Below are 24,080 nucleotides of genomic sequence, written 5' to 3' on the forward strand. Positions count from 1 at the left end.
GATTTTTTTTAGTTTCTGAACTACACATTCCAAAAACCACGGTCTAAGCTTCTGTATTGTATAGCCTCCGAGATATGATGAGACCCTATACTTTCAGATCCTTCTAAATCAGCGGCTGTTCTTGCCACTTTTAAAATTCGGTCGTATGCTCTGGCAGAAAGGTTTAACTTCTCCATGGCCTGCCTGATCAGATTAAAAGACTTTTCATCAAGGCTGCAAAATTTTTCAATTTCTTTAGGCCCCATTTGCGCATTATAGCTGATGGCAAGATTTCTATACCTTTCATTCTGAATACTGCGTGCCTTCAGAACACGTTCCCTGATATCCGAGCTTTTCTCGCCTTTTCTTTTTTCAGCCAGCTGTTCAAATTCTACTTTTTGCACTTCAATATGTATGTCAATTCTGTCTAGTAATGGTCCGGAAAGTTTATTCATATAGCGCTGCATTTCATAAACGGATGAGGTATTTCCAGGATCATCCGGAAAGAAACCGCTGGGGCTGGGATTCATAGAAGCGACCAACATGAAGCTTGCAGGGTAATTTACGGTAAATCTGACTCTGGATATTGTTACTTCCCGGTCTTCAAGAGGCTGTCTCATCACTTCTAAAACGGTTCTTTTAAATTCAGGCATCTCATCCAGAAACAAAACGCCATTATGGGCAAGTGAGATTTCTCCGGGCTGGGGATAGCTTCCGCCTCCAACTAATGCAACATCTGATATGGTATGGTGTGGTGATCTGAAGGGCCGAACAGTCATAAGAGACGTTTCAGCACCCATTTTACCGGCTACAGAATGTATTTTTGTGGTTTCCAGTGCTTCTTTCAACGTCAAAGGAGGTAAAATGCCCGGAACTCTTTTGGCCAGCATGGTTTTACCGCTTCCCGGTGGACCGATGAGGATGATATTGTGCCCGCCGGCTGCAGCTACTTCCATTGCTCTTTTGGCGGTTTCCTGCCCTTTAACTTCTGAAAAGTCAAATGGAAAATCATTGATCTTTTCCTGAAATTCCTTTCTGGTATCCAGGACCACTCTTTCTATGGGTTTTCCTTCGTTAAAAAAATCAATGACTTCAATAATATTTTCAACTCCATACACTTCAAGATTATCTACAATGGCTGCTTCTCGGGTATTCTGCATGGGAAGTATAATCCCTTTGAAGCCTTCTTCCCTCGCCTGAATTGCGATGGGCAAAACTCCTTTTATAGGTTGCAGGGTTCCATCGAGTGAAAGCTCACCCATAATGATATAATTATGAATATTTTCGGCAAGAATCTGATCTGAGGCAGCCAGAATACCAATGGCAATACTGAGGTCATACGCTGCCCCTTCCTTCCGAAGATCCGCAGGAGCCATATTGATCGTAATTTTCTTACCCGGAATTTTGTATCCTACATTTTTCAGTGCAGCAGAGATCCTGTAACTGCTTTCTTTGATCGCATTATCAGGAAGCCCAACCAGGTGATAGCCAACCCCTCCGGTGTCTACGTTTACCTCAATAGTGATGGTCTGTGCCGCAACTCCATGGATGGCGCTTCCATAAATTTTTACCAGCATGATGTGTGTTTTTGTAAAAATAAATAATATATTATTTCCAAGAATCGTATTAGAAATTAATAGTATTATATTTCTGAGAGGTTTTAAAGAAAATATTCTATAAAAAGACAAGCCGATACAGATTGTCTCTGTACCGGCTTATCAGCGATTAAAAAAAACTAACTCAGGATGTGTACTATTTATTTTTTTATGAATTTATTCTTATAGGTATTGCCCTCAGCGTCTTTGGACAAGATGATATAATTTCCAACAGCCAGCCTGCTTACATCAATAGGTTCATTGAAGCGGTGACTGCTCTTTTGCAGGACTACTTTTCCGGATATATCGATGATCGAAATTTCTTTGTACGTTTTATCCGATTCTTTTCCGATGTAAAGAAATTGCGATGTAGGGTTCGGATACAATTTCAGGGTATTTTCTTTACGTTGGGCTTCATCTGTTGCCAGAGTACAGAATTCAAAGTTTCCGAAATTCAGTTTCACAAAATTTCCACTTCCTAAAAATTCACACTGATCCGGACAGTACTCGGTGCAGGCATAAAATCCATATACCCCGGATTCTGTAGCGATATACGTGTCTCCGGCAGCTCCATTAATCACGCACGGATCTCCAACGGATGGAGGCGGACTTCCGGGAATACATCTATACCATACATGGTTTCCATAAAGATCTGGAAATACATCATCAAATTTTACAGATGCTCCTGCACAGATATTATATTCTCCTTCTCCCACTTCCTGGAAAGTTCCGGGGGTAAAGGTGCTGAGCATCGAAGGAAGTCCATAAACAAATCCGTCTGCCATCACGGCGGGACTTTCTGCAGTACAGTCGCCTTGTGTAACCTCAACTTTAAAATAATAAAGCTGGTCATCATTTCCGTTGATGGTCAACGTTTGTGAAATTGCCCCAGGAATAGCGGTCCATGGATTGGTATTAGGCGTCTGCCAGGTCCATTCCTGCTTGTACCATTGGTAACTTCCGAATGCCTGTGTAGAAAGTATCTCTGTTTCGGTATTGCAGAACAGGATTTTATCCGGAAATTTCACTCCTAACCTGGGGCTTGTTATGGTAGGATTACACTGTGCTTTTATATTCAGAATAGTCATGAATAGAACAGCCAAAAAAATCAGTTTGGTTTTCATATTAATATATTTGAGTTTGGTTTAGTCTTGTGCAGGTCTGTTAGTCCAACAGCACCCTGATTCCGAATTTCATATTAAAGTTTAAAGGTTTTTCTTTATAAAGGGTATTGAGTTGGCTATCATTCCTGAAGTGGTATCCGATTCCCGGTTCTGCGTATATTCCTATCTTATCGATAATTTTCACCTGTAAACCAACGGCAGAATTGACGGAAAACTGTACCGGTTTAACATCAATACGTTCTTCCTGAGTTTCCTGTACCTCATCATTGACAATATATTTTGTCTTAAGTTTTCCACTTACTGCTTTCTCAGCGAGTACTCCCCCGGTCACATATCCTGTAAAGCGCCCCTTTTGAATAATATTATAGTTAAGCTGTACCGGAATCCCTACATAATGCACATTTTGCTCCCCTTTTATATAGTTTGAATTGCTGCCGGAGTGAAGTTCTGATGTAAGTTTTGTATAGCTTATCCCCGTTCCTATTCCCCATCTTTTTCCGAGATTATAATACATGGAGAGTCCAAGGGTAACAGGAATTTTATGCCTTATTCTGGCTTCCACTTCTTTGCTCTGATTAGCCAATAGCAATTCTGTCAGCGGATTGATTTCTGTGCCTGATACCCATACATCACTGAAAGCCATAGGACTTCCACTGATAGAGGTGTACCCCGGAAATTTCTGTTCGGAAGAATTTGAGGAAACATTTCCTGTTAGCATGCTCAACATCCATTTTTTTTGCTGACGGCCGGGAAGTGTATGTTTGTCATTATCTGCATATTTTTCCGGAAGCTCATTTTCATTATCATTTAAGATTTCATCAACTTCTTTTTTCTCTTTCAATACATGATGTTCATTAAGAGAAGAAGAAATGTAATCCGGTAGATTTTCTGCTGTTAAAGGAGCTAAAACGTTTTGTTTTCCCACAGGTGCCAATAACAGGTGATTACCATTGATGGCTTTGCTGATTTCTTTTTCAAAAACTTCATCAATGTTTGTTGTATGCGGTAATATATTGTCCAGACCGCTATATTGTTCAGTTCCTTTGGCATTTATTTTATCACGGGTTTCTATATTTACAAATCTTGTACTTTTTGTTACTTTCAATGTACCCTCACTGATATTTTGAGCTTTCTTTGCTATTAGTGTGACTATCTTCTCTCCATTCATATCCAGAAGGAGTTTTCCGGTAAAAAACAGTATAACTAAAGCCGCTGCCATTCCTCCTATCTGGTACAGCAGAGATCTTCCCTTTCCTGCCGGACCTGTTTTAATTTCATTTTCAGTCTCAATTTCAGGTATCAGAACACCACCGGTTATTGCTTTTTCTTCCTGTTCAGAAAAAAGTTCATCTTTAATATCTTCCCACAGCCCATCCGGAATATCTTCTTCGTGGTCTTCCATTTTCCTGTGAAGATCATTGAGCCACTGATTATTCATATTGTGCTTTTTTTGACATTTTAAATTCTTTAATTTTCTGGATCAACAGACCTTTTGCCCTATGAAACTGAGAGGCAGAAGAATTCTCTGCAATTCCTAAAAGCCCTGCAATCTCCTTGTGGCTTTTTTGCTCAAATACAAAGAGGTTAAAAACAGTTCTGTACCCATCAGGCAGCGACTGTATCAGTTTCATAATCGTAGCCTGCGGAATTTCATCCAAATCGGGTTCCTCATCATTGGGGATGTCCGGAAATTCAGAAAGATCCGTATCTTGTATCCTTCCGGAATGCTGTCTTATATGTTTTAAGGCTTCGTTGACTGTAATCCTGATCATCCAGGCTTTCAAAGAACCGCTGCCTCGGTATTCAAATGTTTCTATAGACCGGAACATTTTGATAAAGCTATTTTGAAGAATATCATGAACATCATCTTTCCCTGAAATATAACGATTGCAGACCCCGGCAAGGTTTCCGGAATACGTTCCGAAAAGTTCTTTCCAGGCAGCTTCATCCTTCGTGAGAAGGCGTCTTATCAAAATCTGCTCTTTGTTTTCTTCCATGAATGAGGTCCGGTTTAGCAACCCATTAAAATTTTAAAGCAAAAATAGACTGCATCCGGCCAAAACACAATCTATTGTTGCCATTATCTATCAATTAATTCTTTATACAGTATGGGAAATTATAATAAACCATTTCAAAAGGATCCAGTACTGTTCCGTTTACTGTAATCTTTTCTGCGGCCAGAGCAAATCTCAACGTATGGTCTAATCCTGCAAAATATCCTTTCTGTTTTGCCACGAGTGTAACTATCGCTTTTTTGGTTACTCCGTCCACAGGAATCTGAAGTTCCAGTTCTTTGGAAATAAAATTGAGTTCTACCCAATTTTTATCTGCATTTAATACCGATGTATATTTGAGATTATATTTCACTTTTCCCATTGCTGTCAGAGCATTTTGTGTTTTTATAGGATCTTTTACTACAGCCATTACAATTTCTTTGATGGGAAACTCGGGAAATGTCAGCGTGTCTTTTTTCACTTTAAAGTCAATAATTTTCTCAGTCCTAAAGTCTCCTTGCACCGTGATGAGCCTTCCTTTATAGCTACCATTAATATCTTCCAGTTTTACAGGTGGGCCTTCTATCCTGTCCTCATTCATGCATGAGAACAGGGAGAAGATGATGGATAGGATCAAAACGGCGGTAATCAGCTTAAGTACTATTAAATTCTTCATTTCATTATTTTTTTAACATTAAACATTAATTGTAGTGAGTACTCCTCTATAAAATCCGGTTTTAGAGAAATCTTGCGTGGGATTTTGAAAAAAGACGAAACATTCTTATAACACGCTGATTTACTGCGAATAAAATTTTATGATTTATTTTTTGAAATGAAAACCCAGCGTGGGTTTTACGCTGGGTTGGGGTGTTTAAAAGTGAAGCATCTTCTACAGAAACAATTCTTCTTCTGTTAATAATAGTTTCCAAATATTCTCCTACCTTCTCTGCATTGTAACTTACCCTCCTCAAATCCATTAAGGTCTTTTGGTACGCTTTATTATACCTACTCCCTTGAGCAACAATTTCATCTTTGTAAACTAATGCAAATCTTCTGTTGCTACTTATTGAACAAATAGCATCAGGATTAATTCCTCCTTTTCTTCCAATACTCTCCATAGTGGCAGCAGCATCCAGCTCCATAAAAAATGCACCATTCTGAATTAAAGCATCACATTCCGAAGTTTTTGAAACAAAATACGGCAACTTTTGGTTGCCGTCATATAATGTAGTTATTATGTAACTCAATCTAAACCCTCATAAAAATCACTGTTACTATTCCTTTTTACAATACCATTTTCCCTTTTTTCATGAATATAGTCTCCGTTAAAATCGAAAAAATAATCTTCTTCTGGATAAATTTCATTAGTGATTGCATGAACCAATTGCAAGACTGATTTCCTTAACAATACACAATCCATATCTTTTTTTATAATATCAAATGAAATATAAGAAGCATTTTTTAATTCTAGATTAATGTAATCAGACCCGAAGCTACTTTCTATAAAATTAAATTTTGGCGTAAGTATATTAGAAATAATAAAAATTTTATTATCATGATTTTTAATTAATTTCTGAAGTTCTTGCTTTTCTCCAATTTTTATTTTAAATTTTAAATTATAAGTTAGTGACATATATTTTTATTTTTTAATTGTTAAATGATTTATTTTCCCTTCTCTTGTTATATACATAACTTCTTCTAATCCTTCTATTTCCCATTCTAAAAACTGTTGTTGAAGCTTTACTATATCTCCCTCCCAAATTTTAAGATTTAAAATCACTCGGTTAGATTGCTCTTTAAGTATTTTCCCTCCAACTTCTGACCAAATATTTCTTACACGAGTTCTTTTACTAGGAGAATAGCAATCAAAAACTTCTCCTTCAATTTTATAATCAGGGTTTTTCAATGTTCCTGATTTTTTAGGGTTCTGCTCTATGTCAAACCCGTTTTTGGCTAAAATTTCCGCTGCTTCATTTTCAATTTCTAAAGGAACCAATAGCATCAGGATTAATTCCTCCTTTTCTTCCAATACTCTCCATAATGGCAGCAGCATCCAGCTCCATAAAAAATGCACCATTCTGAACTAAAGCATCACATTCCGAAGTTTTTGAAAAGAACCCTGCGCTTGGTATTACCCATTCTGTAGGACTAACAGATGAAGGTCTTTCTTTTGAAAAGCTCCACTATTAAGATCCAAAACTATGAAAATTGAAATGTCATTGAAAAAATATAACCGCCCAAAAGAGCGGTTTTACTAATCAATTCAAAACAATTTATTAAGCTAATTTCTACAAAATATTTGCATTTTAACTCTATAAGTATTGTGATATTTCATCATTTTTATAGTAAAATTTTTTAAAAAAGAGTATTAATTCGCTAGTATGAATTTCACTATTCTTTAGAGTCAAAACATTAGAAATTAATCCTGCATCTTCCAATTTTTCTATCATCCATTTATTATCTTTTTCTACAATCATAATATTGAACTCCTTGTCATTATAATTTGAACTAAAAAACTTTCGTCTCTTGTTGTCTCTATGTTCTTTTTTTAAATGGACAAATCCTTTAAAACCAATAAGGTTTAATTTTTCTTCTATAGTCATATTATTTTATTTTTTTAAGAATATTATATCAACAGAAATGTAGATACCTTGGGAGTTTTTAATGGACGTAGATTCTAATCTAGCAACATTAAAACCTAATTCACTAGCCATTTTCCCAGTAAAAGTTCCTTTAGCGGCATCTTCTTGAGACATTCCTTTTTTAATTAATTCATTAAAAGTATTCAAATTATCTCCAACTTTTGAACTTGACCTCCATGTTCCCCTAATTCTAGTAATTTCATCATATTCAATATTAATAAAATTAAACAAGTTTTTGAAAATCTTTCTACCATTATTTTCTAAAGAAGTATTCTTAGTAGTAATTGAAATATTAAATTCACCTTCACCGTCTAACCATGCTTTAGCAACGTTTTCACGCTCCAATCCCCGAACAACAACCCAGCCGTCTTCTTCTATTATTGTATTAATACGTATTTGCTTTATTATCTCATTTAGAATCTCTTCTACCTTTTCAGTACTGTAACTTACCCTCTTCAAATCCATTAAGATCTTTTTATAAGCCTTATCATACCTACTTCCCTGAGCAACAATTTCCCCTTTGTAAACCAATGCAAATCTTCTGTTGCTACTTATTGAACCAATAGCATCAGGATTAATTCCTCCTTTTCTTCCAATACTCTCCATAATGGCAGCCGCATCAAGTTCCATAAAGAATGCCCCATTCTGAACTAAAGCATCGCATTCCGAAGTTTTTGAAAAGAACCCTGCGCTTGGGATTACCCATTCTGAAGGACTAAACAGACGAAGGTCTTTCCTTTGAAAAGCTCCACTATTCAGATCCAAAAATACGGAAATCGCACTTGCACGCAACCCTTGTCTTACTTTTTCTGCTGTCTGAGGTAATTTAAGCAGATTTAAGCAGCTTCTGTAAAAGGCGACAGCAATTTGTGCAACACCAACAGCGAGCTGTGGTACCGCTACTGCGCTTCCCACCACATTATAAAAAAGATCCCATTGCCGCAGAAATTCTTCTCCTCCCGGAAGTTTAGCAATTTCATCCCGGAATGCTTGTATGGTAAGGTCCGGTAATGCCAAACTTAGATCTGCAGCCGCTGCCAGTAATACATAAGGATTTCCGGATAATGCCAATGCTCCGATTCCAAAAACAATTCCAAACATATCGGCCACAATCCGGATCGTTTCATTAATATCTTCCCATTTTTCTGCATCAGCCCATGCCTTTACATAAATAGCAGGAACCATCATTATAGTACTTTCCTGTTCTGTTTCCTTATTTGTTTCTGATTGATGCACCTTTATAAAATAAACCATTTCAAGAGGAAAAAACTCGGCTCCTTCATCCAGATCTTCTGTTGTCAGCTCTGTTGCATTAGGGTCTCCTTCTTTGGGTATAATTAAAGTTCTCTTTACCACCTCCTTTTGCTGCTGGAGAAAAAAAGTTTTTTCATCTGATTTTCCAAAACCTAATATATCTCCCGACAGTCCAAAAACCTCAGTATTTACTTTATATTCATTTCCTATCCTGAAAGTAGGAACCCCTATTTTTGGACGGTTCTCTGAAAGCAGGCAGCCTTCCATCAGAAAAGTGGCAAAAATAATACGGTTAGATTTCATTTCGCCCTCCATTTCACTGAATCCATCTAAATTAAAATAAATTCTGTTACAGAGCTGAGGATCAGATTTAAATTTTTCAAGCAGAAAATGATGACCTGAAAAAACTTTTAATACATTTACCAATGCAGAGCTTCCATCTTTCCATCCACTGAAAATCCCTGTATCATCAAGTTTTGTCAAAGCAAGCAAATGCCCAAATACCGTTTCATCCTCAAGAGCCATTCTGTTAAGAATAAATTCAGGAATATGGGTGTAAAGGAATTTAAGTTCCTCTGCACTTTTGGCTTTAAGAAAACTGGATTTATAAATTTCTGTGAAGTAATTTTTATAATCACCATAGTTCTCAAAATCATCATAGCCGACATGCATTACTAAATTTCTGAATTCCTCATAAGAAAATGTTTCCAATACAATAGCTTTCTTTCTCCTGAGTTGTTCTTTATCAGCATTTCTGTGATAAAAATAAATAAGCTGGCCCGAGATTTCATCTTTTGAGGCATTGATCGTAAATTTTATTTCGCATTGCTGCTGTACTAGATCTACAATTTCCTTATTTTTATTAAGGTACGTTTTTAGCCGGATGATATTTTCTTTACTATCTTTTACATACGTCTCTTCAGCAATTCCATCATAGTCGTTGATGTTATAGTCCAGCATAGAATGCCTGCTTAACTCATTATTGTATTTCAATTTGTTACATAGCAGCTGCTTTCTTATATAATCATCGGTACGCCATTCGCCACTTAGTACGTCTCTGATCTCTAATGTTTCCATTTTATTTTACTTTTCTTTTTCTATTAAACATTCCAGTTCGTTCACAGGAAAAAGCTGTTTGATCACCATATTTTCTGTAAACTTTTGAACCTGAATTTCATCCATCACCAAAAGATCCAAATGGTAGTCTTTATCAGCTAAGATCCCTGCATTTTTCAGCTTGCATTTTGCCTGTACCAAAACGTCCCAGTCTTTTCCTTCCAGATCCTCCCATTGTTCAAAAGGAACCCGGCCTCTGCTTCCAAAAAGAAAAATCTTTTCTACTGCAGTAATCTCACTAATCTTGTCTTTCAGACGCGTGAGGATATAAGGCAGCACTTTATCGTGCTGCCAAATAGCCTCGGGTTTTACCCGGCTCATACTATTAAAATATTAAATGATTAAACTAAAAATTTAGAAAGTGGAATTTTGTCAACATACTCTTGATTCGGAATTTGTTGTCCATCCTTATCTGCAATTCTATAACTCGCAGAATTTAAATATTCAGGGGTAATCATTTTTAAATAAGACAATCCGTCCGTTAGGAACTGGAGTGTATCAAATTCTTTAGATCCGCCTGGCTTTACAAATTTAAAATTCTTGATTTTAGTCACATTTATTTTAAATGTAATTCCATACTCACTTGTTGGAGAGGCTTCCAAGCCTTCTATTAGAGAAAGTTCATCGGCTAAAGATTGATAGAACTTAATAGTACTGTCCAATTTTGACCAACTCGCATCTCTTTCCACAGTAATGCTATTTCCTAAACATTCATACTTTCTAGGGAATGGCGCATGCTCTTCCATTTCTCCAATAGTCTGGTAATAGTCCATATGGTTAAAACTGATTTCAATCCATCTATCAGATGACTGTCCGATTTGACTGTTATTCAGTTCAAAATTACTTTCGCACATTTCACCCAGATTATCATCGAATTTCACTCCTGGTTCACAGTTGCATGGTAGTGCTTTTTCTACTTTTAAGCCGATAGAATCTGCCTGAAGAATAGTAAGCGAAGTAGGAATTTTCTCTCTCCATGGTTCTCCTTCTTTTGTGGCTTTTGGTGAGCGCAACTCATCTACAATAGACAGGAATAACGGATCATCGATTACCGGAACTTCTCCTCCGTTCCAGATTTGTCCTGTTGCTAAGAAATGTCTTACCGATTCTTCAAATCCCGGTCTTACCGTAACGATAACTCTTGCCATCCCGGACTGCATAAAGGCTCTGAATACAGGATCATTATCATCAAACTGATATAAATCTGCCCAATTGGCTCTGTTACCCCAATAATAAGGGTATAGATAGTAGCTCATGATTTCCCATTCAAAAGCCTGTTCCATAAATTTTACAAAAGCTGCATACCTATCCAGAGTTCCATCTACTTTTATTTCGGTATTGGTAAAACTTTCTGTAGAATTGTCTGTCTGGTAATATTTATTTTTTCCGAATGTTAATTCTGCATTTGGATTCTGATCCAACATATAGGAAATACAGTTCCTTCTCAGGATGGTATTTTCTATTTTTCTGTAGAAGCCTGGATTGGAACCTTTGATCTGAATCCCTAATGCTTTTGCATCTGCTAAAGCTGCTTCATATTTCCCTAATTCTATTTCATACGCTTCAACGATTTTATTGAAGGTCGTCTGGAGCCATTCATTTTTAGCTTCTGTAGTCAGTTTACATTTCACACTCGCATTGACATCAATAGCATGGGATCCAATCAGGGAGAAAGAAACAGGAACTACCTGATAAAAATTATTAATCGGGAGCTCAGAGCCATTCATATAGGCTCCGCCGATTCTTAAATAATGCCCTAATACGCCTTCCCCTCCTGTCTGTACTACTCCTATAGCCGCAACGGTTACATAGTTTTCAGGGATTTGGATTTCTGCACCTCCGGCGATAGCTTCATCATATTCTGATCTTCCATCTGAATCCGCCGCTGTATTGGAAAAAGCTTTACCTACATAAATGAATTCTTCTGGTTTTTTATTAATATCTACCTTGTATTTGCTTAACCAGTATTTTAAAATCATATCTCCTGAAGCCCCATCCAGAGATGCAAAATTTTCCATCTTGTTCACAATGGATGTTCTGGGGTCAATAGGCTTTATTAGTAGGTTTTCTGCGATTTTGCTGGCTTTCATTCCCAATGTATGTAACTTGGCAGGCTCAGGAACCATAAATTCAAACATCATACGCTTGCCATAGTTGTAAATCTGGTTTTTTACCACTTTATCTACCCATCGGTAAACGCCCACAACATGGTTGCTTCCTTTGGTATTGTCAAATCCATGTTTATTATTTTCTTCATATTCTTCCAGGATTTTATCAATACGCTCTTCCTTCACCTTGGTAACAATCCTGTCCAGTGCCCTTGCTGTTATGTCTTTGGCATCAGTGACAGCCTGACGGTTACTTTCTTCTTTGGAGTTGTGGGTAGCATAGTTAGCTGCTGTATTTAACATATATTTTGGAGAAGCACCCGCTCCCCATGATGCGTTAAATCCGGCCTGTGCTGCAAAATCTTTGGATTCCTGAAGTATTTTTGAAACTTCACTTTGCATTTCATTTCTCTCAGTAGAAGTAGTATCTGTCAGCTTTTCTTTTTCAGATTCTGTAGATTTTGTAGTCTGAGATTCACTGCGTTTTAATCTTCTGGTCGCTCTTTCTTTATATTCCCTTGCCATGATGTTTTCGATGTGTGCAACATCTCCTTCCACATAACAATAGGTACTTTGCTCTACTTTTCGATAATCAGTAATACCTATATTTTTCATCCCGAAACCTGAGGGAATAAATGTACCTTCAGGGGTATTGGGATTGGACGGATTTCCAGGATTTCCAGGATCCGTAGGGTCTACAACCCTGTCTTTAGGGGTAAATATTCCACGTCCCTGAAACAAACTGGTATCATTGTTTGTTCTGTTTAATGTCGCCTGCATCGTATAAGATAATCCGTCACTTAAGACAACATCTCCTTCCAGTTCTATAACTTCTATCTTTTCAATATCAATATGGGGAATTTTATTATTTTGAAAAAGCGAAGTTACGTTTGCAGCACCACTCCAGGGGTCTGTTCCGGAACCGGTCGCAATGGTCTGCCCCCCTACTTTAACCTGATAATTTCCGCTAATAATATGTTTGGGCTGATTTATATCCGTCGTCACGACTATTGAATGTCCAATACCTGGCATGAGCGGAACCCTACGAGTCGTTGTGGAAAATGGAATAACTCCATTATTATTCAGTGAATTGGTAACAGGAACTAAAACGCCTCCAATATTGGTAAATGTAGGTTGATTAAGCACTGTATTGTTTAGGATTTGTTGCTGCTGTAATTGGCTGTCCTGCGAAAGAGCTCCGGAAATTTCCGCAAAAGTAGAAATCCCTTCTAAGGCCTCACCGACAGATGCCCCGCCGAAGATTCTGTTTAATGCATACCTATTTTCATCGGTTAATACTCTTCCTATTTCTTCGGGATTGATTTCTGGTCTGAATTCAAGACTAAACTCCGGTAAGTCAGGTGGAGATACATGAAGGCTTAAAAGTTCTTCATTCAACTTGTATAATTCTTCTTTTAAGTCTGGATTTTTAACATATAATTCAGGATTAGCAATGCTCAGTTCAGTAAGATATTTAACTCTGTTTTCAATAACCTTTTTCCTGTTCTCTGTTTCTGATAATCTTTTCTGATAATCAGTCTGAATGGGTTTTACTTCTTTCAGATAATTTTCATAGGCCACATTATAGGCTTTCTGGTATTCTTTCTGATAAACTTTTTCCAGCTTATTCAGAGATGTTGACAAATCCTGGTTCAGACGCAGATTACCTGCTGCTTCTGTATATTTCTGGTCTTTTTCGTTGTAGAAAGGTTCACCCAGCTTTTCTTTTATCACCTCAGCCTTCCTGGAGAAGTTTACTGACTGAGAACCTGTTTCCACTTTAAAAAGTTCTTTTGGAAGAACTACTTTTGCTTTTATGACATATTCATATCTGGCCTGATTAAAACCATCATAATATCTTAGGATATGATCCAGATGTAAAAGCTGCATTAGTGTTTCCTTGGCATAAAAATCCTTCTGAATAACCACCTGATAAACAAGGTTATCCCAGATTTTAGAATCAATACGAATAATTTGTTGCTGGTATTCTCTATAATGGCGGATTTTAGCATCAAATTCTTCTTTAGTAGCTTTGGCTTTATTTCTAGCTACCCAAACGGCTAGTTCGTAGAATGCTACATCCTGAGCTTTTAAGGAGGCTTCAGTTTCTATTGTTAAACCTGTAATTTCCCGACAGACTGTCTTCAATGATTGTCCGGCTTCAACTCTCGGATCAATTACTCCTTTCTGAGTAGCATAATCTCTAAAAATAAATCTTCTTTCTTTGTTTTCGTGATCAGATAACTCAGCATTACGCATTGTAGCGAATCTGAACAGTGTCTGGCTTGGTGTATTTTCTGGATTCATATTATTTGTTGATTTGTTATTAATAATACCTTCTCCTATGAAGGTTTCTCCGACAGTAAAATCGGTTGTCTTTGTTGATGTATTATTTGTTGACATTATTTTAATATTTTGGTATTTGAGCTTTTCGAAAGTTTAATATGACAGCCTCTTCTATGCTACCATTTCTCCTCCGATTACTTCTACAGTGAAATCGAAAGCAACTGATGAATACTTTGTCCTCTCTCCCAGAACTACACGTTCCAGTTTATTATTTACAAAAGCATTTGCTTTGATTAAGACAACATTTTCAGGGATTACAACACTGGTTAGTTGATTATATGCAAAGGCCATCTCTTCAATGACAAGAGGCACATCCGGAAGTTCCAGATGAGTAAGTTTATTCATTCCAAATGCATTGTACCCAATACTTCTAAGATTATCATAGAGAACAATTTCTGATAATTGATTATTATAGAAGGCATTGTTTCCAATTTCTGAAACCTCGTGAGGAATAGTAATTTGTGATAATTGACCATTTGTAAAAGCGTTTGCTGCAATTTTCGTTAAACCGGCAGGCAATACTAATTCCCTGAGAGGATTATTTAGGAATACATATTGACCGATTTCAGTAACAGTATCTGGGATGGAGACATTTGAAAGTTGATTATCCGCAAATGCATAATCTCCTATTTTGTTTAATCCTGAAGCTAGCGTTACTTCTTTTATAAGATTATTACGGAATGCAAATTGACCAATTTCTATTACAGTCCCGGGGATAGAAACGATTGAAAGCTGATTATTTTCAAATGCATTAGCTCCAATCTTCATAAGATTCTCAGGCAGAAAAACCTTAGGTAATTGATTGCTGGAAAATGCATTTGCTCCAATACTATTAATATCACTTGGAAGTTCTACGGATACCAGTTGGTTCCCGGAAAATGATCCAGCTTCGATATTTTTTATACTTTGAGGGATTTTTATTGAGCTCAGTAGATTGGCTCCAAATGCAGAGGCCCCAATATAATTAATACCTTCCGGAATATGAATTGCAGTCAACTTATTACTATAAAACGCCCATTCTCCGATAGAGACCACATTATTTGATAACTTAATACTTTCAAGAAGATTATTATTAAAAGAATAATTTCCAATAGTTGTAACTGAACTTGGTATTTCCAGATCTGTTAATTTTAGATCGGGCGCAAAATAATGCGGAATACTTAAAGCAGCCCCCTTAATCAATATCTTCTTTGTCAAATGGGATTTTAAAGATGCTTTTCCATCTTCATCCGTTTCTGCATAAATATAGTTGGGATTAGGGAGGCCGTTTTCCAGCCCAGCAATTTTTGACATATCTATTTTCTCATCTTTATGCCAGTAAGAATTCAACCATTCCCAGAAATCTTCCTGGATGGGTTTATCTCCATTTTCAAATAATTTACTTAATTCTTGTTTTGATTTCATTTTTTGTGAATTTGTTTTGTTTTTTTAGATTTTTGAAGTCTCTTTTTAGTAGAGCAACTTGAGATTTTAGCCTTATTTTTTCAGGTGGTTTCCGGCAAAGGATGTCCACCTTTTGTTTTAAAGTCTGTTTTCATTTGTGTGTGTTTTCTGAGGCAAATATCAGAGCCGGAAGCGACAGAACTTGACGTGTTCAAAATAATTTTCCAGTTTTCTTGAATATGTTTAAACATTAAAATAAAACGCTTTAAATCAGATAGTTAAAAACACCCTTCGCTAATAATTAAATATTTATTGCTATATTTATTTCATGTCAGTACAAATACAATCTTATCATGCATCTTCTTTTCCTTCGGACTTCAATACTGAGAATTATTGTGTGGTTTTAATGAAAGATTCCGGTGTGTTTTCAGTTGATCAGATTAATTATGCTTATGAAGGCTGTACTGTTCTTTTCCTGACACCTTACCAAAAACTAAAACTTGCTTCAGAAACTGATGAAAAAATAGAAATCCTTTTTTTCCATGGTGATTATTACTGCATAGAATATCATAAAGAGGAAGTAGCCTGCAATGGTCTACTGTTCAATAATATTTACTTAAATCCGGCCATAGCACTGACTCAGGAGAGCTATGAATATATTCTGGGCATTTTCACCCGTATTCAGCGCGAGTTTTCTGAAAATCATCTTTTTTCAGAGTCTATTATTAAAACATATATCCAGTTGATTCTGGCCATCTGTAGTAAACAGAAGAGTGGCATTCCGGACGAGCACCATTCCAGTGGGCGACCTTCCCATAAAAATGCTGCTGAATTCCAAAAATTGCTGGAACTTCATTTTAAGAGCGAAAAGGAACTCTCATTCTACAGCGGACTACTTCATATTACCAACAGCACCTTAAGCAAAACTGTCAAAAAAGAATTTGACAAAACACCGAGCCAGCTCATTAATGAAAGAACGACTCTGGAAGCGAAAAAACTTCTGCATTTAACCTATCGTTCCGTAAAGGAAATTGCTTCGGAACTGGGATTTCATGATGAATTTTACTTCAGTCGATACTTTAAAAAATCTGTGGGATGTTCACCTAAAATGTACCGGGAAAAAGTAGGCATTTCTGTTGTCGCAAAAATGTCCATGTAATGTCCTGATATCTCTATTTTTAGCAGCTCTGCCACTGAATACCTTTGTAAAAAGTAAATCTTATGCAGAACAATACATTACTCAGCCGTCTTATGATATTGGATTCTTATTTTCTTAATTTTTTAAGAATCTCCATATTCATCGTGATGGCATGGATCGGAGGACTCAAAGCTTTTCAATACGAAGCTGACGGAATTGTGCCTTTTGTAGCCAACAGCCCCTTAATGAGCTTCTTTTATCAGGATGCAAATCGCAAAGTCATTAACCAAGACCACCAACAGGTTTCGGAATACACACTCTATAAAAATCCGGAGGGAAAAACAGTTAAGAAAAACATCGACTGGCACACCAACAACGGAACCTATACATTTTCATATGGTTTAGGAATGGTAATCATTAGTATAGCTATTCTGGTGTTGCTCGGAATATGGTTTCCGAAAATAGGAGCTCTAGGTGGTGCATTAACTTTCATCATGTCTTTTGTAACTCTTTCTTTTCTTATTACAACACCTGAGGTGTATGTCCCTGATCTTGGCGGAGATCTTCCTACTCCTCAGCACGGATTTCCTTATCTTTCAGGAGCAGGACGTTTGGTTTTAAAAGATATGATCATGATGGCCGCAGGATTGGTTATATTTTCTGACAGTTTAAAGAACGTCGTAAGATCATCTTTGCATGCATCTACAGACCATAACTAAACATTTAGTTTTCAATTATTTATTCGCAAAAAAGAAAGAAGCTACCCAATGTAACTTCTTTCTTTATCATGTGTTCCAAATACTGAATGAACAGACATTTCAAATAGGGATTAAAAAGTTTTGACCCAACCTAATCCTAAGCTTTTATCCTGATAAAAAGGCATGATCATAGTAGATCTATTTTTAGTTTTGCCGCCCAGCATCGAATTAATTTTTGGAAAAAGCCAGTAGGCAAATTCGGTGGACAGAATCCCAAAACCGGCCCCTGCTACCACATCCCCTACCCAATGTTTGTCATTGAGCATTCTGTATATTCCCGTAAAAACCGCAATGGGATAACCGGAAAGACTTAACCAAAAATGAGTATCCTTGTATTCCCGGAACATAAATTGAGCAGAAGAAAAAGCTGCCGCAGTATGACCTGATGGAAAAGAAAGATTATTGGACTGGTCGGGTCTTTCTTCTTTTACAAGATGTTTCAAAGGAAGTGTAAAGGCTGCAGATATGATCTGTGACGTTGCATAAATAATCGTCCGGTCTCTAAAATTATGCTTTCCTTCAATTCCTGCTGCATTTAAACCATAAACCAAGACTGCGGGTGCGTATTGTGTATAATTATCTAATTTAATGTGATCCGGCTGATGCTCATTGATTTCTTCTCTGGTCGAAAAATTGACCCTTTTGAGGTCATTTATCGTTAAACTGGCAATTCCGTAACTTATAAAAGCGGCGGGAATAATTAAGCTTTTATAATTCAAATGGGGCTTCTGACTGTTAAATGATGCTAAGCTATCTGGTTGAGATGGCTGAACCTGAACGGTATCACTCTGTGCGGCTAATCTGCTAAACAATGAAATTAAAACCATAAAACAGACGGTTATTTTTTGAGAAAATATTGACATTGTATGATTGATTTTTTTGTTAAAATTTATAACTGTATCCTAGTCTTATCACTTGCGTTTCATAATAATCATCACTGGTATATTTAAACCCAGAGCCTTGAATCTGCTTTTGAATCACCATGGTATTCAGAAGGTCCGTAGCGTTAAGGAATAGCTCACCTTTGCCATTCTGAACAGATTTTTTTACACCCATATCTATTGAAAACCTTGACTTTATTTTTCCTTGTGGGATAATATCGGGAGCCAGGTAGACAGCGGTCAATTGAGCATCCAATCCTTTAGATAATTTCAACGTATTGTTGAATTTTAAGTTTCCTGAAATTGCAGTCTGCTGATCTGCCGAGAAAACAACAGGCTGCGGATACCGGTTGTCTACCGAAAAAGCATTGATCTGGTTTCTGTAGAGATTTCCATTGAGATTAAAGGAATAAACTTTTGACACTTTCTGGTTCCAGATCATTTCCAGACCGGAATTATAGCTTTTGCCCGCATTTTGAAATACGGCATAGATCAGATTACTTTGAGGCACCGTACTTGAAATTCTGGTGATGGTTCCATTGGCAAAACGATGGTATAAAGCAGAATACAGATAGCCATTGTCCCAATTGTATTTATTCCCCAGCTCTATCGAGTTGGTAAACTGAGGTCTCAGTCCCGGATTTCCTACTTTAATAATTTCAGCATCATCATATTTTGGAAAAATCCTGATGTCTACTTCATTAGGACGGTCCACTCTTCTGTTATAGAATACAGACAATTTATGATGATCATTAATCTTATAGGCTAATCTCAGATTAGGGAACGGCTGTGTATAATTGTAACTGTCGCTTTTATAGGTAGGATGATTGGGATTGACATCATATTGAATATTCACATATTCCAGCCTTACTCCGAGCTCTGCTTCCCATTTTTCATTTTCAAAAATATAATTTCCGTAAACGGCCGGAATTAATTCTTTATAGGTCGCTTTTCCTCCTGCCGCCGCATCTAAAACAGAGTTGGCTCCAGGTATAAAATTCATATCCGTAGGGATATTTCTGTTTCTCAGTTTAATCCCAGCCTCGATACGTCCATATTTTAAAGGCTTAACATAATCAACATTGAAATCATAAACCTGTTCATCGGATAATAATTTAAAAGCATCCGTCCCTGTTGAAAATGGCAGAAAATTGTCATAAAAGTATTTTTCATCTTCTCTGTGGAAAGTATAATTAAATCCCACATTTAACAGGTGTCCTGCTTCTTTAAACTTATGCTGGTAAGAGGCCGTAGCCATTACCGTTGTTTTCAATTCATCTTCCAAAAACTGCCAAAGGCGAAGACGCTGGGAAAGATCGCCATTGAAAAAAGGCTGATCTCCCCGGTCTATGATTTTTTCACTTCCATAAAGCCCCGAGACCGTTAATGTATTCTGTGAGTCAATAGTCCAGTCTATTCCTGCCTTGGTGGTCAAATAATTGGTATTTCTGTTTCTTTTTAATTGGGAATGGATGACCGTTCCGTCATCATAGTTACGGGTTACAAATTCATTTTTATTAAGGGTATGGGTATATAAATGATCTGCCTGTAAAAAGATATTGACCTTATCTTTTCTGTAGTTCAAAGAAACCGACGGATTGATTTTTGGAGTTAAAGTATATTGTGGCCTGATGGTCGGCAGATTCTCCTTTCTTACCCAGAGCGCGCCCAGACCGGTAGTAAACCCTACTTTCCCGTTCCATCCGTTTTGCTTGCTTTTCTTCATGATAATATTGATGATTCCGGCATTCCCGTTGGCATCATATTTCGAGGAAGGATTGTTGATTATCTCAATTTTATCAATCGCAGAAGATGGAATATTGTCCAGCCCTGTCTGGCTCCCGAAACCTGTCAGTGCAGTTTGTTTACCATCTATTAAAACCGTTACCTTATCATTCCCACGCAACTGTACTTTACCATCCTGAACGGTAATTCCCGGCAGATTCTGCATGCTTTGCAAAACAGACCCTCCGCTTTGGCTAATGTTATCTGCAATCGAATAGATCTTTTTATCGAGCTGATTGCTTATTTCATTCTTTTTCGAGCCGGATACAACGACTTCTTCTATTTTTGTTTCTGTCCCGCCCGGATCCTGTTCAAGTTCTATGGAAGGAATTTCCAGAAACTCAGAAAGGCTTCCGACAAAAACAGATTGAGTGATCGTCTGATAGCCTGTCATTGAAATTTCTAATTGGTAGGTATCCGGTTGTACTCCGGTAAGGGAAAAACGCCCCTCTTCATTGGAAATGGTTCCGGACACAAATCGCTGCTCTTTTGCCGTCTTTAAAACAACCCCCGCATAAGGTAAAACGACTTTATTGGTACTCGTGACAATACCCGAGACCGTCACAGAAGAAATCTGCGCCATCGAGAAGTTAATAAACAGCAGGAAAATAAATAGTGAAAGAATTAAATCTCCTTTTTTCATGAATGAGTGTCTTTAAGATTAATTAATGACACAAAATTGCAACCTGATTTAGAAGAAATTTAGAATTTTCAGTTGTGCTGATTGAATTCTTTTCTTTGTTTTTGATGTGAAATAAAAATCATTAGAAATAGTAAGGATAATGAAACCAGGGATGCATAAAGGGTACTCAGATTTAATCCCCCTTTTATCATCGGTTTGGTGAGAAAATCACCAAAAGTGGCTCCAAATGGTCTTGTAAAAACAAAAGCAATCCAGAATAATAGCACATGATTGATTCTGGTGAAATAATGAAGAAAAACAACACTTAAAATAATAATCCCCGTGATGATCGCTCCGGCTAAATAACTGTAGCCCAGATTATCACTCAGAAAATCTCCAAATGCGGTTCCCAGACTATTGGAAAAAAGAATAGCGACCCAGTAATAGATTTCTTTCTTTTTTTCAAACACGGGATATATTTCGAGAGTATGATATTGTCTGTACCATAAGAAAAGGGTGGTCAGAAGACCGGTTATCAGGATTAAACTGCCTATGAGATAACCTGTTTGAAGTGTTCTGTCTATAAAATCAGAAATTTCTGTCCCGAATGTTGTTGTTCCTGCAATTACCAGCCAGTAAATCAACGGGATATATCTTTTCACCGTTAGCTGTAAAGAAAGGATCATGATAAAAAATAAGAGGGTAATTCCTATTCCCACAGCATAGCCTAAGCCAAGCTTCATAGAAATAAAATCTCCCAGGGTTTCCCCCAGCGTGGTTGCCGTTATTTTCATTAGCCAGAACAAAAGCGTTATGGCAGCGACTTTATTGAGCGGTTTCATATTTTTCTTACAAATTTCAGAGATGATTTTGTAGAAATTTAGAAGCGCTACATGACGGCTAATCAAAAATTTAAAGGTTTATAGAAAAAACATGATGATGATTTTCAAATCTGTAAGAGACTCGCCATCCGTGAAATGCACATATTTCTTGAATAATAGAGAGGCCCAAACCGCTGCCTCCGCTTTCCGAAGACAGTTTTGAAAATCTTTTAAACAAAAGATCTGCATTCAGTTCTTCTGTTCCTGAGTTGGACACTTCAAAGATCTTACCGTTTAGTTTTACTGAAATTGAACCATCAGGCAAAGTATGGCGAATGGCATTTAAGATTAAATTATGGATAAGGATTTCTGTAAGACTGCTGTTTCCATTCACTTTTACGTCAGAGATAATATCTTCCTGTACAGAAATATTTTTCTGTTCAAAATGTTCCTGTACGGCTTCCATACTTTGTTGGAGGATCGTGTCAAACCGAATTACTTCCGAATTATCAAACTGGTTGTTTTCTATTTTGGCAAGGAGTAAAAGATTTTTGTTGATCCGGGAGCTTCTGGTTAAAGCTTTATTCATCTCTTCAGCAATCCTATACTGTTTTTCGGTAAGGTCTTCACTCTGCAATAAAATGTCTAATTTATTCTTCAGAATAGCCAAAGGAGTCTGTAACTCGTGTGATGCATTTTCTGTAAATTCTTTCTGTGTTTTAAACACGGAAATATTATGCTCGATCAATTTACTTAAGGACTGATTTAATTCTTCAAATTCGACGGTATCAGTGTGATCAAATTCAATTTTAGTCTGATTATTTAAATTAAATTTTTTCAATTGTTCCAGTGTATCCCGGAAAGGTTTCCATACCGAACCTGAGAGCTTTCTGTTGATAAATAACAGCCCTAAAACAATTATAATAAAGAAAAAAACGGTTGTTATTGCGATGACCACAATCGTTTCCTGGGATTCTTCAATATTGGTTTCCACCGTAAAGCGGAAGGGCTTGTTATGGATATAAATAACGGTTGAAAGTGACCTGAAACGGTCGATATTGGGTTCTTTGGTATAAGATTTCTGTTTTTCAGACGTGAAAATGCTGTCTTTTAATGAATCATTCTTTTCTATGGTCTGAATATCCGTTCCCGGCTGAATACTATTCCAGAGTTGTATACTTTCTACAAGCTTCTGATCGGTAAGTTGAAGCTGGTTCAGTTCATAAGCCGTTTTTTCGGCAATGATTTTATTGTGTTCATCCAGCTCCGATTTCCATATGGTATCTACCACCCAGTAATAAACCGGAATACTGATGACCAATACGCAAAGGACATAGATGAGAAATGGTTTGGTGATTTTACTTAATAAGGGCTTCATGAATCAGTTATTTGATGACTTCCCATTTATATCCGGTTCCGTATACTGTTTTCAGATAATGATCACAACCAGCATCATATAATTTTTTCTTCAGATTTTTTACATGGGCATATACAAAATCATGATTGTCCAGCATATCTGCAAAATCTCCTGAAAGATGCTCTGCTAAAGTACTTTTGGAAATTACTCTGTTTTTGTTTCCGATAAAATAGATGAGTAAATCAAATTCCTTTTTGGTCAGGATAATGGTCTGATCATTCACCGAAACGGTTTTTGCCAAAAGATCTATCTGCAATTCATTCTGCTTGACAATATTGGAATTGCTGAATTGTTTTCTGCGGATAATAGAATAAATTCTGGCCATTAATTCTGAGAGGTGAAAAGGTTTGGTGAGATAATCATCTGCTCCCAGTTGCAGCCCTTTTATCTTATCGTCCAACGCATTTTTAGCGGAGATAATGATCACGCCATCCTCTTTGTTCTGCCTTTTAAGTTCTTCTAAAATCGCAAGACCGTTTCCATCCGGCAGCGTGATATCCAATAGAATACAGTCATACTGAAAGGCTTCGATTTTGCGCATGCCCTCTCTGAATGTAGAGGCAAATTCGCACAAATAGTTTTCTTCCGAAAGGTATTCAGAGATACTTTTGGCGAGCTCGGTTTCGTCTTCTATTATCAGTAGCTTCATTTTGCAAATCTATGGACTCAATTCTGAAGAAATTTTGAATTAAGATATAAAGAATATTTTATTCTATGATGGTCTTTTTGAAAAGGCCTTTGGATTTCAGTAATGATACTTTTGATGAATGATGGGTTTGAAAAATAAACTTCCTTATTTCCTGTACCTCACCTTGAGTTTTACCCTGGTTAGTTTTAATGACACGCTGAATTTTTTTTTCGACTGGATAACCGAAAAAAATGCTACAATACTCCCCAAAATAAGGATTGTTAAAAAATCTGAAATCATAATATTTTATTTTTAATTAAATGAATTGTAATCGCATTTTGTAAATGCATGAGACAAATCTAGTTATCAAAAAGGTATTCATTGACCTCTTATTTGACATTAATTAAAAAATTAAATCTTTTATTTTTCAAAAAGATTCAACCAATTGAAAATCACAACAATAAATACATAAGGATTTATTCATAATAC

20 protein-coding genes are annotated in these 24,080 nt (G+C 36.8%); 2 read left to right on the forward strand and 18 right to left on the reverse strand.

The genetic code is table 11. From position 1 onward, the window contains the following. Nucleotides 1–20: 20 nt before the first annotated feature. From BW964_RS12360 to BW964_RS12420, 13 genes are all read right to left on the reverse strand, one after another. Entirely contained in the window at nt 21–1,556 is a 1,536-nt protein-coding gene (locus tag BW964_RS12360) for a YifB family Mg chelatase-like AAA ATPase (RefSeq protein ID WP_076507567.1), read from the reverse strand. Nucleotides 1,557–1,735: 179 nt separating this feature from the next. Then, nucleotides 1,736–2,698: a T9SS type A sorting domain-containing protein gene (locus tag BW964_RS12365; protein WP_076507569.1), complete on the reverse strand. Its 963-nt coding sequence runs from the start codon at nt 2,696–2,698 to the stop codon at nt 1,736–1,738. A gap of 40 nt (nt 2,699–2,738) precedes the next feature. Next, complete coding sequence (locus BW964_RS12370; RefSeq protein ID WP_076507570.1) at nt 2,739–4,136, reverse strand: outer membrane beta-barrel protein; 1,398 nt, start codon at nt 4,134–4,136, stop codon at nt 2,739–2,741. Further along, nucleotides 4,129–4,695 (reverse strand): RNA polymerase sigma factor, encoded by a 567-nt coding sequence (locus BW964_RS12375; protein ID WP_076507572.1) that lies wholly within the window; start codon nt 4,693–4,695, stop codon nt 4,129–4,131. Before BW964_RS12375 ends, BW964_RS12370 begins: the two co-directional genes overlap by 8 nt. A 94-nt stretch (nt 4,696–4,789) precedes the next feature. After that, complete coding sequence (locus BW964_RS12380; RefSeq protein ID WP_076507574.1) at nt 4,790–5,368, reverse strand: DUF4840 domain-containing protein; 579 nt, start codon at nt 5,366–5,368, stop codon at nt 4,790–4,792. Nucleotides 5,369–5,429: 61 nt separating this feature from the next. Further along, nucleotides 5,430–5,897: a hypothetical protein gene (locus BW964_RS12385; protein WP_104669445.1), complete on the reverse strand. Its 468-nt coding sequence runs from the start codon at nt 5,895–5,897 to the stop codon at nt 5,430–5,432. 38 nt (nt 5,898–5,935) lie between these two features. Continuing rightward, a complete protein-coding gene (locus BW964_RS12390) occupies nt 5,936–6,325 on the reverse strand; it encodes a hypothetical protein (RefSeq protein ID WP_076507577.1) in 390 nt (129 codons plus the stop codon). Nucleotides 6,326–6,331: 6 nt separating this feature from the next. Further along, the gene (locus BW964_RS12395; RefSeq protein WP_228432008.1) at nt 6,332–6,721 is read right to left on the reverse strand and encodes a CdiA C-terminal domain-containing protein; all 390 of its coding nucleotides are present in this window, start codon (nt 6,719–6,721) and stop codon (nt 6,332–6,334) included. Nucleotides 6,722–7,004: 283 nt separating this feature from the next. Further along, entirely contained in the window at nt 7,005–7,295 is a 291-nt protein-coding gene (locus BW964_RS12400; RefSeq protein ID WP_076507578.1) for a hypothetical protein, read from the reverse strand. Nucleotides 7,296–7,301: 6 nt separating this feature from the next. Further along, nucleotides 7,302–9,665 carry a hypothetical protein gene (locus BW964_RS12405; RefSeq protein ID WP_123911951.1) on the reverse strand — a complete coding sequence of 788 codons (2,364 nt, stop codon included), beginning with the start codon at nt 9,663–9,665 and terminating at the stop codon, nt 7,302–7,304. A gap of 6 nt (nt 9,666–9,671) precedes the next feature. Further along, nucleotides 9,672–10,025 carry a hypothetical protein gene (locus BW964_RS12410; protein WP_076507582.1) on the reverse strand — a complete coding sequence of 118 codons (354 nt, stop codon included), beginning with the start codon at nt 10,023–10,025 and terminating at the stop codon, nt 9,672–9,674. Between the two features lie 20 nt (nt 10,026–10,045). After that, nucleotides 10,046–14,215: a hypothetical protein gene (locus BW964_RS22360; RefSeq protein ID WP_076507583.1), complete on the reverse strand. Its 4,170-nt coding sequence runs from the start codon at nt 14,213–14,215 to the stop codon at nt 10,046–10,048. Nucleotides 14,216–14,269: 54 nt separating this feature from the next. Beyond that, nucleotides 14,270–15,562: a leucine-rich repeat domain-containing protein gene (locus tag BW964_RS12420; protein WP_076507585.1), complete on the reverse strand. Its 1,293-nt coding sequence runs from the start codon at nt 15,560–15,562 to the stop codon at nt 14,270–14,272. Between the two features lie 307 nt (nt 15,563–15,869). Here BW964_RS12420 and BW964_RS12425 point away from each other — a divergent pair, with 307 nt between their 5' ends. Then, the gene (locus BW964_RS12425; protein WP_076507586.1) at nt 15,870–16,700 is read left to right on the forward strand and encodes an AraC family transcriptional regulator; all 831 of its coding nucleotides are present in this window, start codon (nt 15,870–15,872) and stop codon (nt 16,698–16,700) included. A 62-nt stretch (nt 16,701–16,762) separates the two neighbouring features. Beyond that, nucleotides 16,763–17,398, forward strand: a complete 636-nt coding sequence (locus BW964_RS12430; RefSeq protein WP_084175836.1) for a DUF417 family protein — start codon at nt 16,763–16,765, stop codon at nt 17,396–17,398. A 110-nt stretch (nt 17,399–17,508) separates the two neighbouring features. Here the strand turns inward: BW964_RS12430 and BW964_RS12435 are convergent, their stop codons facing one another. The 5 genes from BW964_RS12435 to BW964_RS12455 all read right to left on the reverse strand — a co-directional run bounded on the left by BW964_RS12435 (nt 17,509) and on the right by BW964_RS12455 (nt 23,612). Next, entirely contained in the window at nt 17,509–18,264 is a 756-nt protein-coding gene (locus tag BW964_RS12435) for a phosphatase PAP2 family protein (RefSeq protein WP_228432010.1), read from the reverse strand. Nucleotides 18,265–18,319: 55 nt separating this feature from the next. After that, nucleotides 18,320–20,746: a TonB-dependent receptor domain-containing protein gene (locus BW964_RS12440; RefSeq protein WP_076507589.1), complete on the reverse strand. Its 2,427-nt coding sequence runs from the start codon at nt 20,744–20,746 to the stop codon at nt 18,320–18,322. Between the two features lie 68 nt (nt 20,747–20,814). After that, entirely contained in the window at nt 20,815–21,567 is a 753-nt protein-coding gene (locus tag BW964_RS12445; protein WP_076507591.1) for a COG4705 family protein, read from the reverse strand. A 70-nt stretch (nt 21,568–21,637) separates the two neighbouring features. After that, nucleotides 21,638–22,924 (reverse strand): sensor histidine kinase, encoded by a 1,287-nt coding sequence (locus BW964_RS12450; RefSeq protein ID WP_076507593.1) that lies wholly within the window; start codon nt 22,922–22,924, stop codon nt 21,638–21,640. 7 nt (nt 22,925–22,931) lie between these two features. Continuing rightward, nucleotides 22,932–23,612: a response regulator transcription factor gene (locus tag BW964_RS12455; RefSeq protein WP_076507595.1), complete on the reverse strand. Its 681-nt coding sequence runs from the start codon at nt 23,610–23,612 to the stop codon at nt 22,932–22,934. Between the last annotated feature and the right edge of the window lie 468 nt (nt 23,613–24,080).

This window comes from Chryseobacterium shigense, from assembly GCF_900156575.1.
GTDB classification, from domain to species: Bacteria; Bacteroidota; Bacteroidia; order Flavobacteriales; family Weeksellaceae; genus Chryseobacterium; species Chryseobacterium shigense.

Bases quoted from the DNA above. Each gene is read 5' to 3' on its own strand.
- BW964_RS12400 (WP_076507578.1), bottom strand. From the start codon at position 7,295: ATGACTATAGAAGAAAAATTAAACCTTATTGGTTTTAAAGGATTTGTC.
- BW964_RS12370 (WP_076507570.1), bottom strand. From the start codon at position 4,136: ATGAATAATCAGTGGCTCAATGATCTTCACAGGAAAATGGAAGACCAC.
- BW964_RS12375 (WP_076507572.1), bottom strand. From the start codon at position 4,695: ATGGAAGAAAACAAAGAGCAGATTTTGATAAGACGCCTTCTCACGAAG.
- BW964_RS12380 (WP_076507574.1), bottom strand. From the start codon at position 5,368: ATGAAGAATTTAATAGTACTTAAGCTGATTACCGCCGTTTTGATCCTA.
- BW964_RS12410 (WP_076507582.1), bottom strand. From the start codon at position 10,025: ATGAGCCGGGTAAAACCCGAGGCTATTTGGCAGCACGATAAAGTGCTG.
- BW964_RS12435 (WP_228432010.1), bottom strand. From the start codon at position 18,264: ATGGTTTTAATTTCATTGTTTAGCAGATTAGCCGCACAGAGTGATACC.
- BW964_RS12360 (WP_076507567.1), bottom strand. From the start codon at position 1,556: ATGCTGGTAAAAATTTATGGAAGCGCCATCCATGGAGTTGCGGCACAG.
- BW964_RS12440 (WP_076507589.1), bottom strand. From the start codon at position 20,746: ATGAAAAAAGGAGATTTAATTCTTTCACTATTTATTTTCCTGCTGTTT.
- BW964_RS12455 (WP_076507595.1), bottom strand. From the start codon at position 23,612: ATGAAGCTACTGATAATAGAAGACGAAACCGAGCTCGCCAAAAGTATC.
- BW964_RS12365 (WP_076507569.1), bottom strand. From the start codon at position 2,698: ATGAAAACCAAACTGATTTTTTTGGCTGTTCTATTCATGACTATTCTG.
- BW964_RS12405 (WP_123911951.1), bottom strand. From the start codon at position 9,665: ATGGAAACATTAGAGATCAGAGACGTACTAAGTGGCGAATGGCGTACC.
- BW964_RS12390 (WP_076507577.1), bottom strand. From the start codon at position 6,325: ATGTCACTAACTTATAATTTAAAATTTAAAATAAAAATTGGAGAAAAG.
- BW964_RS12450 (WP_076507593.1), bottom strand. From the start codon at position 22,924: ATGAAGCCCTTATTAAGTAAAATCACCAAACCATTTCTCATCTATGTC.
- BW964_RS12445 (WP_076507591.1), bottom strand. From the start codon at position 21,567: ATGAAACCGCTCAATAAAGTCGCTGCCATAACGCTTTTGTTCTGGCTA.
- BW964_RS22360 (WP_076507583.1), bottom strand. From the start codon at position 14,215: ATGTCAACAAATAATACATCAACAAAGACAACCGATTTTACTGTCGGA.
- BW964_RS12420 (WP_076507585.1), bottom strand. From the start codon at position 15,562: ATGAAATCAAAACAAGAATTAAGTAAATTATTTGAAAATGGAGATAAA.
- BW964_RS12425 (WP_076507586.1), top strand. From the start codon at position 15,870: ATGTCAGTACAAATACAATCTTATCATGCATCTTCTTTTCCTTCGGAC.
- BW964_RS12430 (WP_084175836.1), top strand. From the start codon at position 16,763: ATGCAGAACAATACATTACTCAGCCGTCTTATGATATTGGATTCTTAT.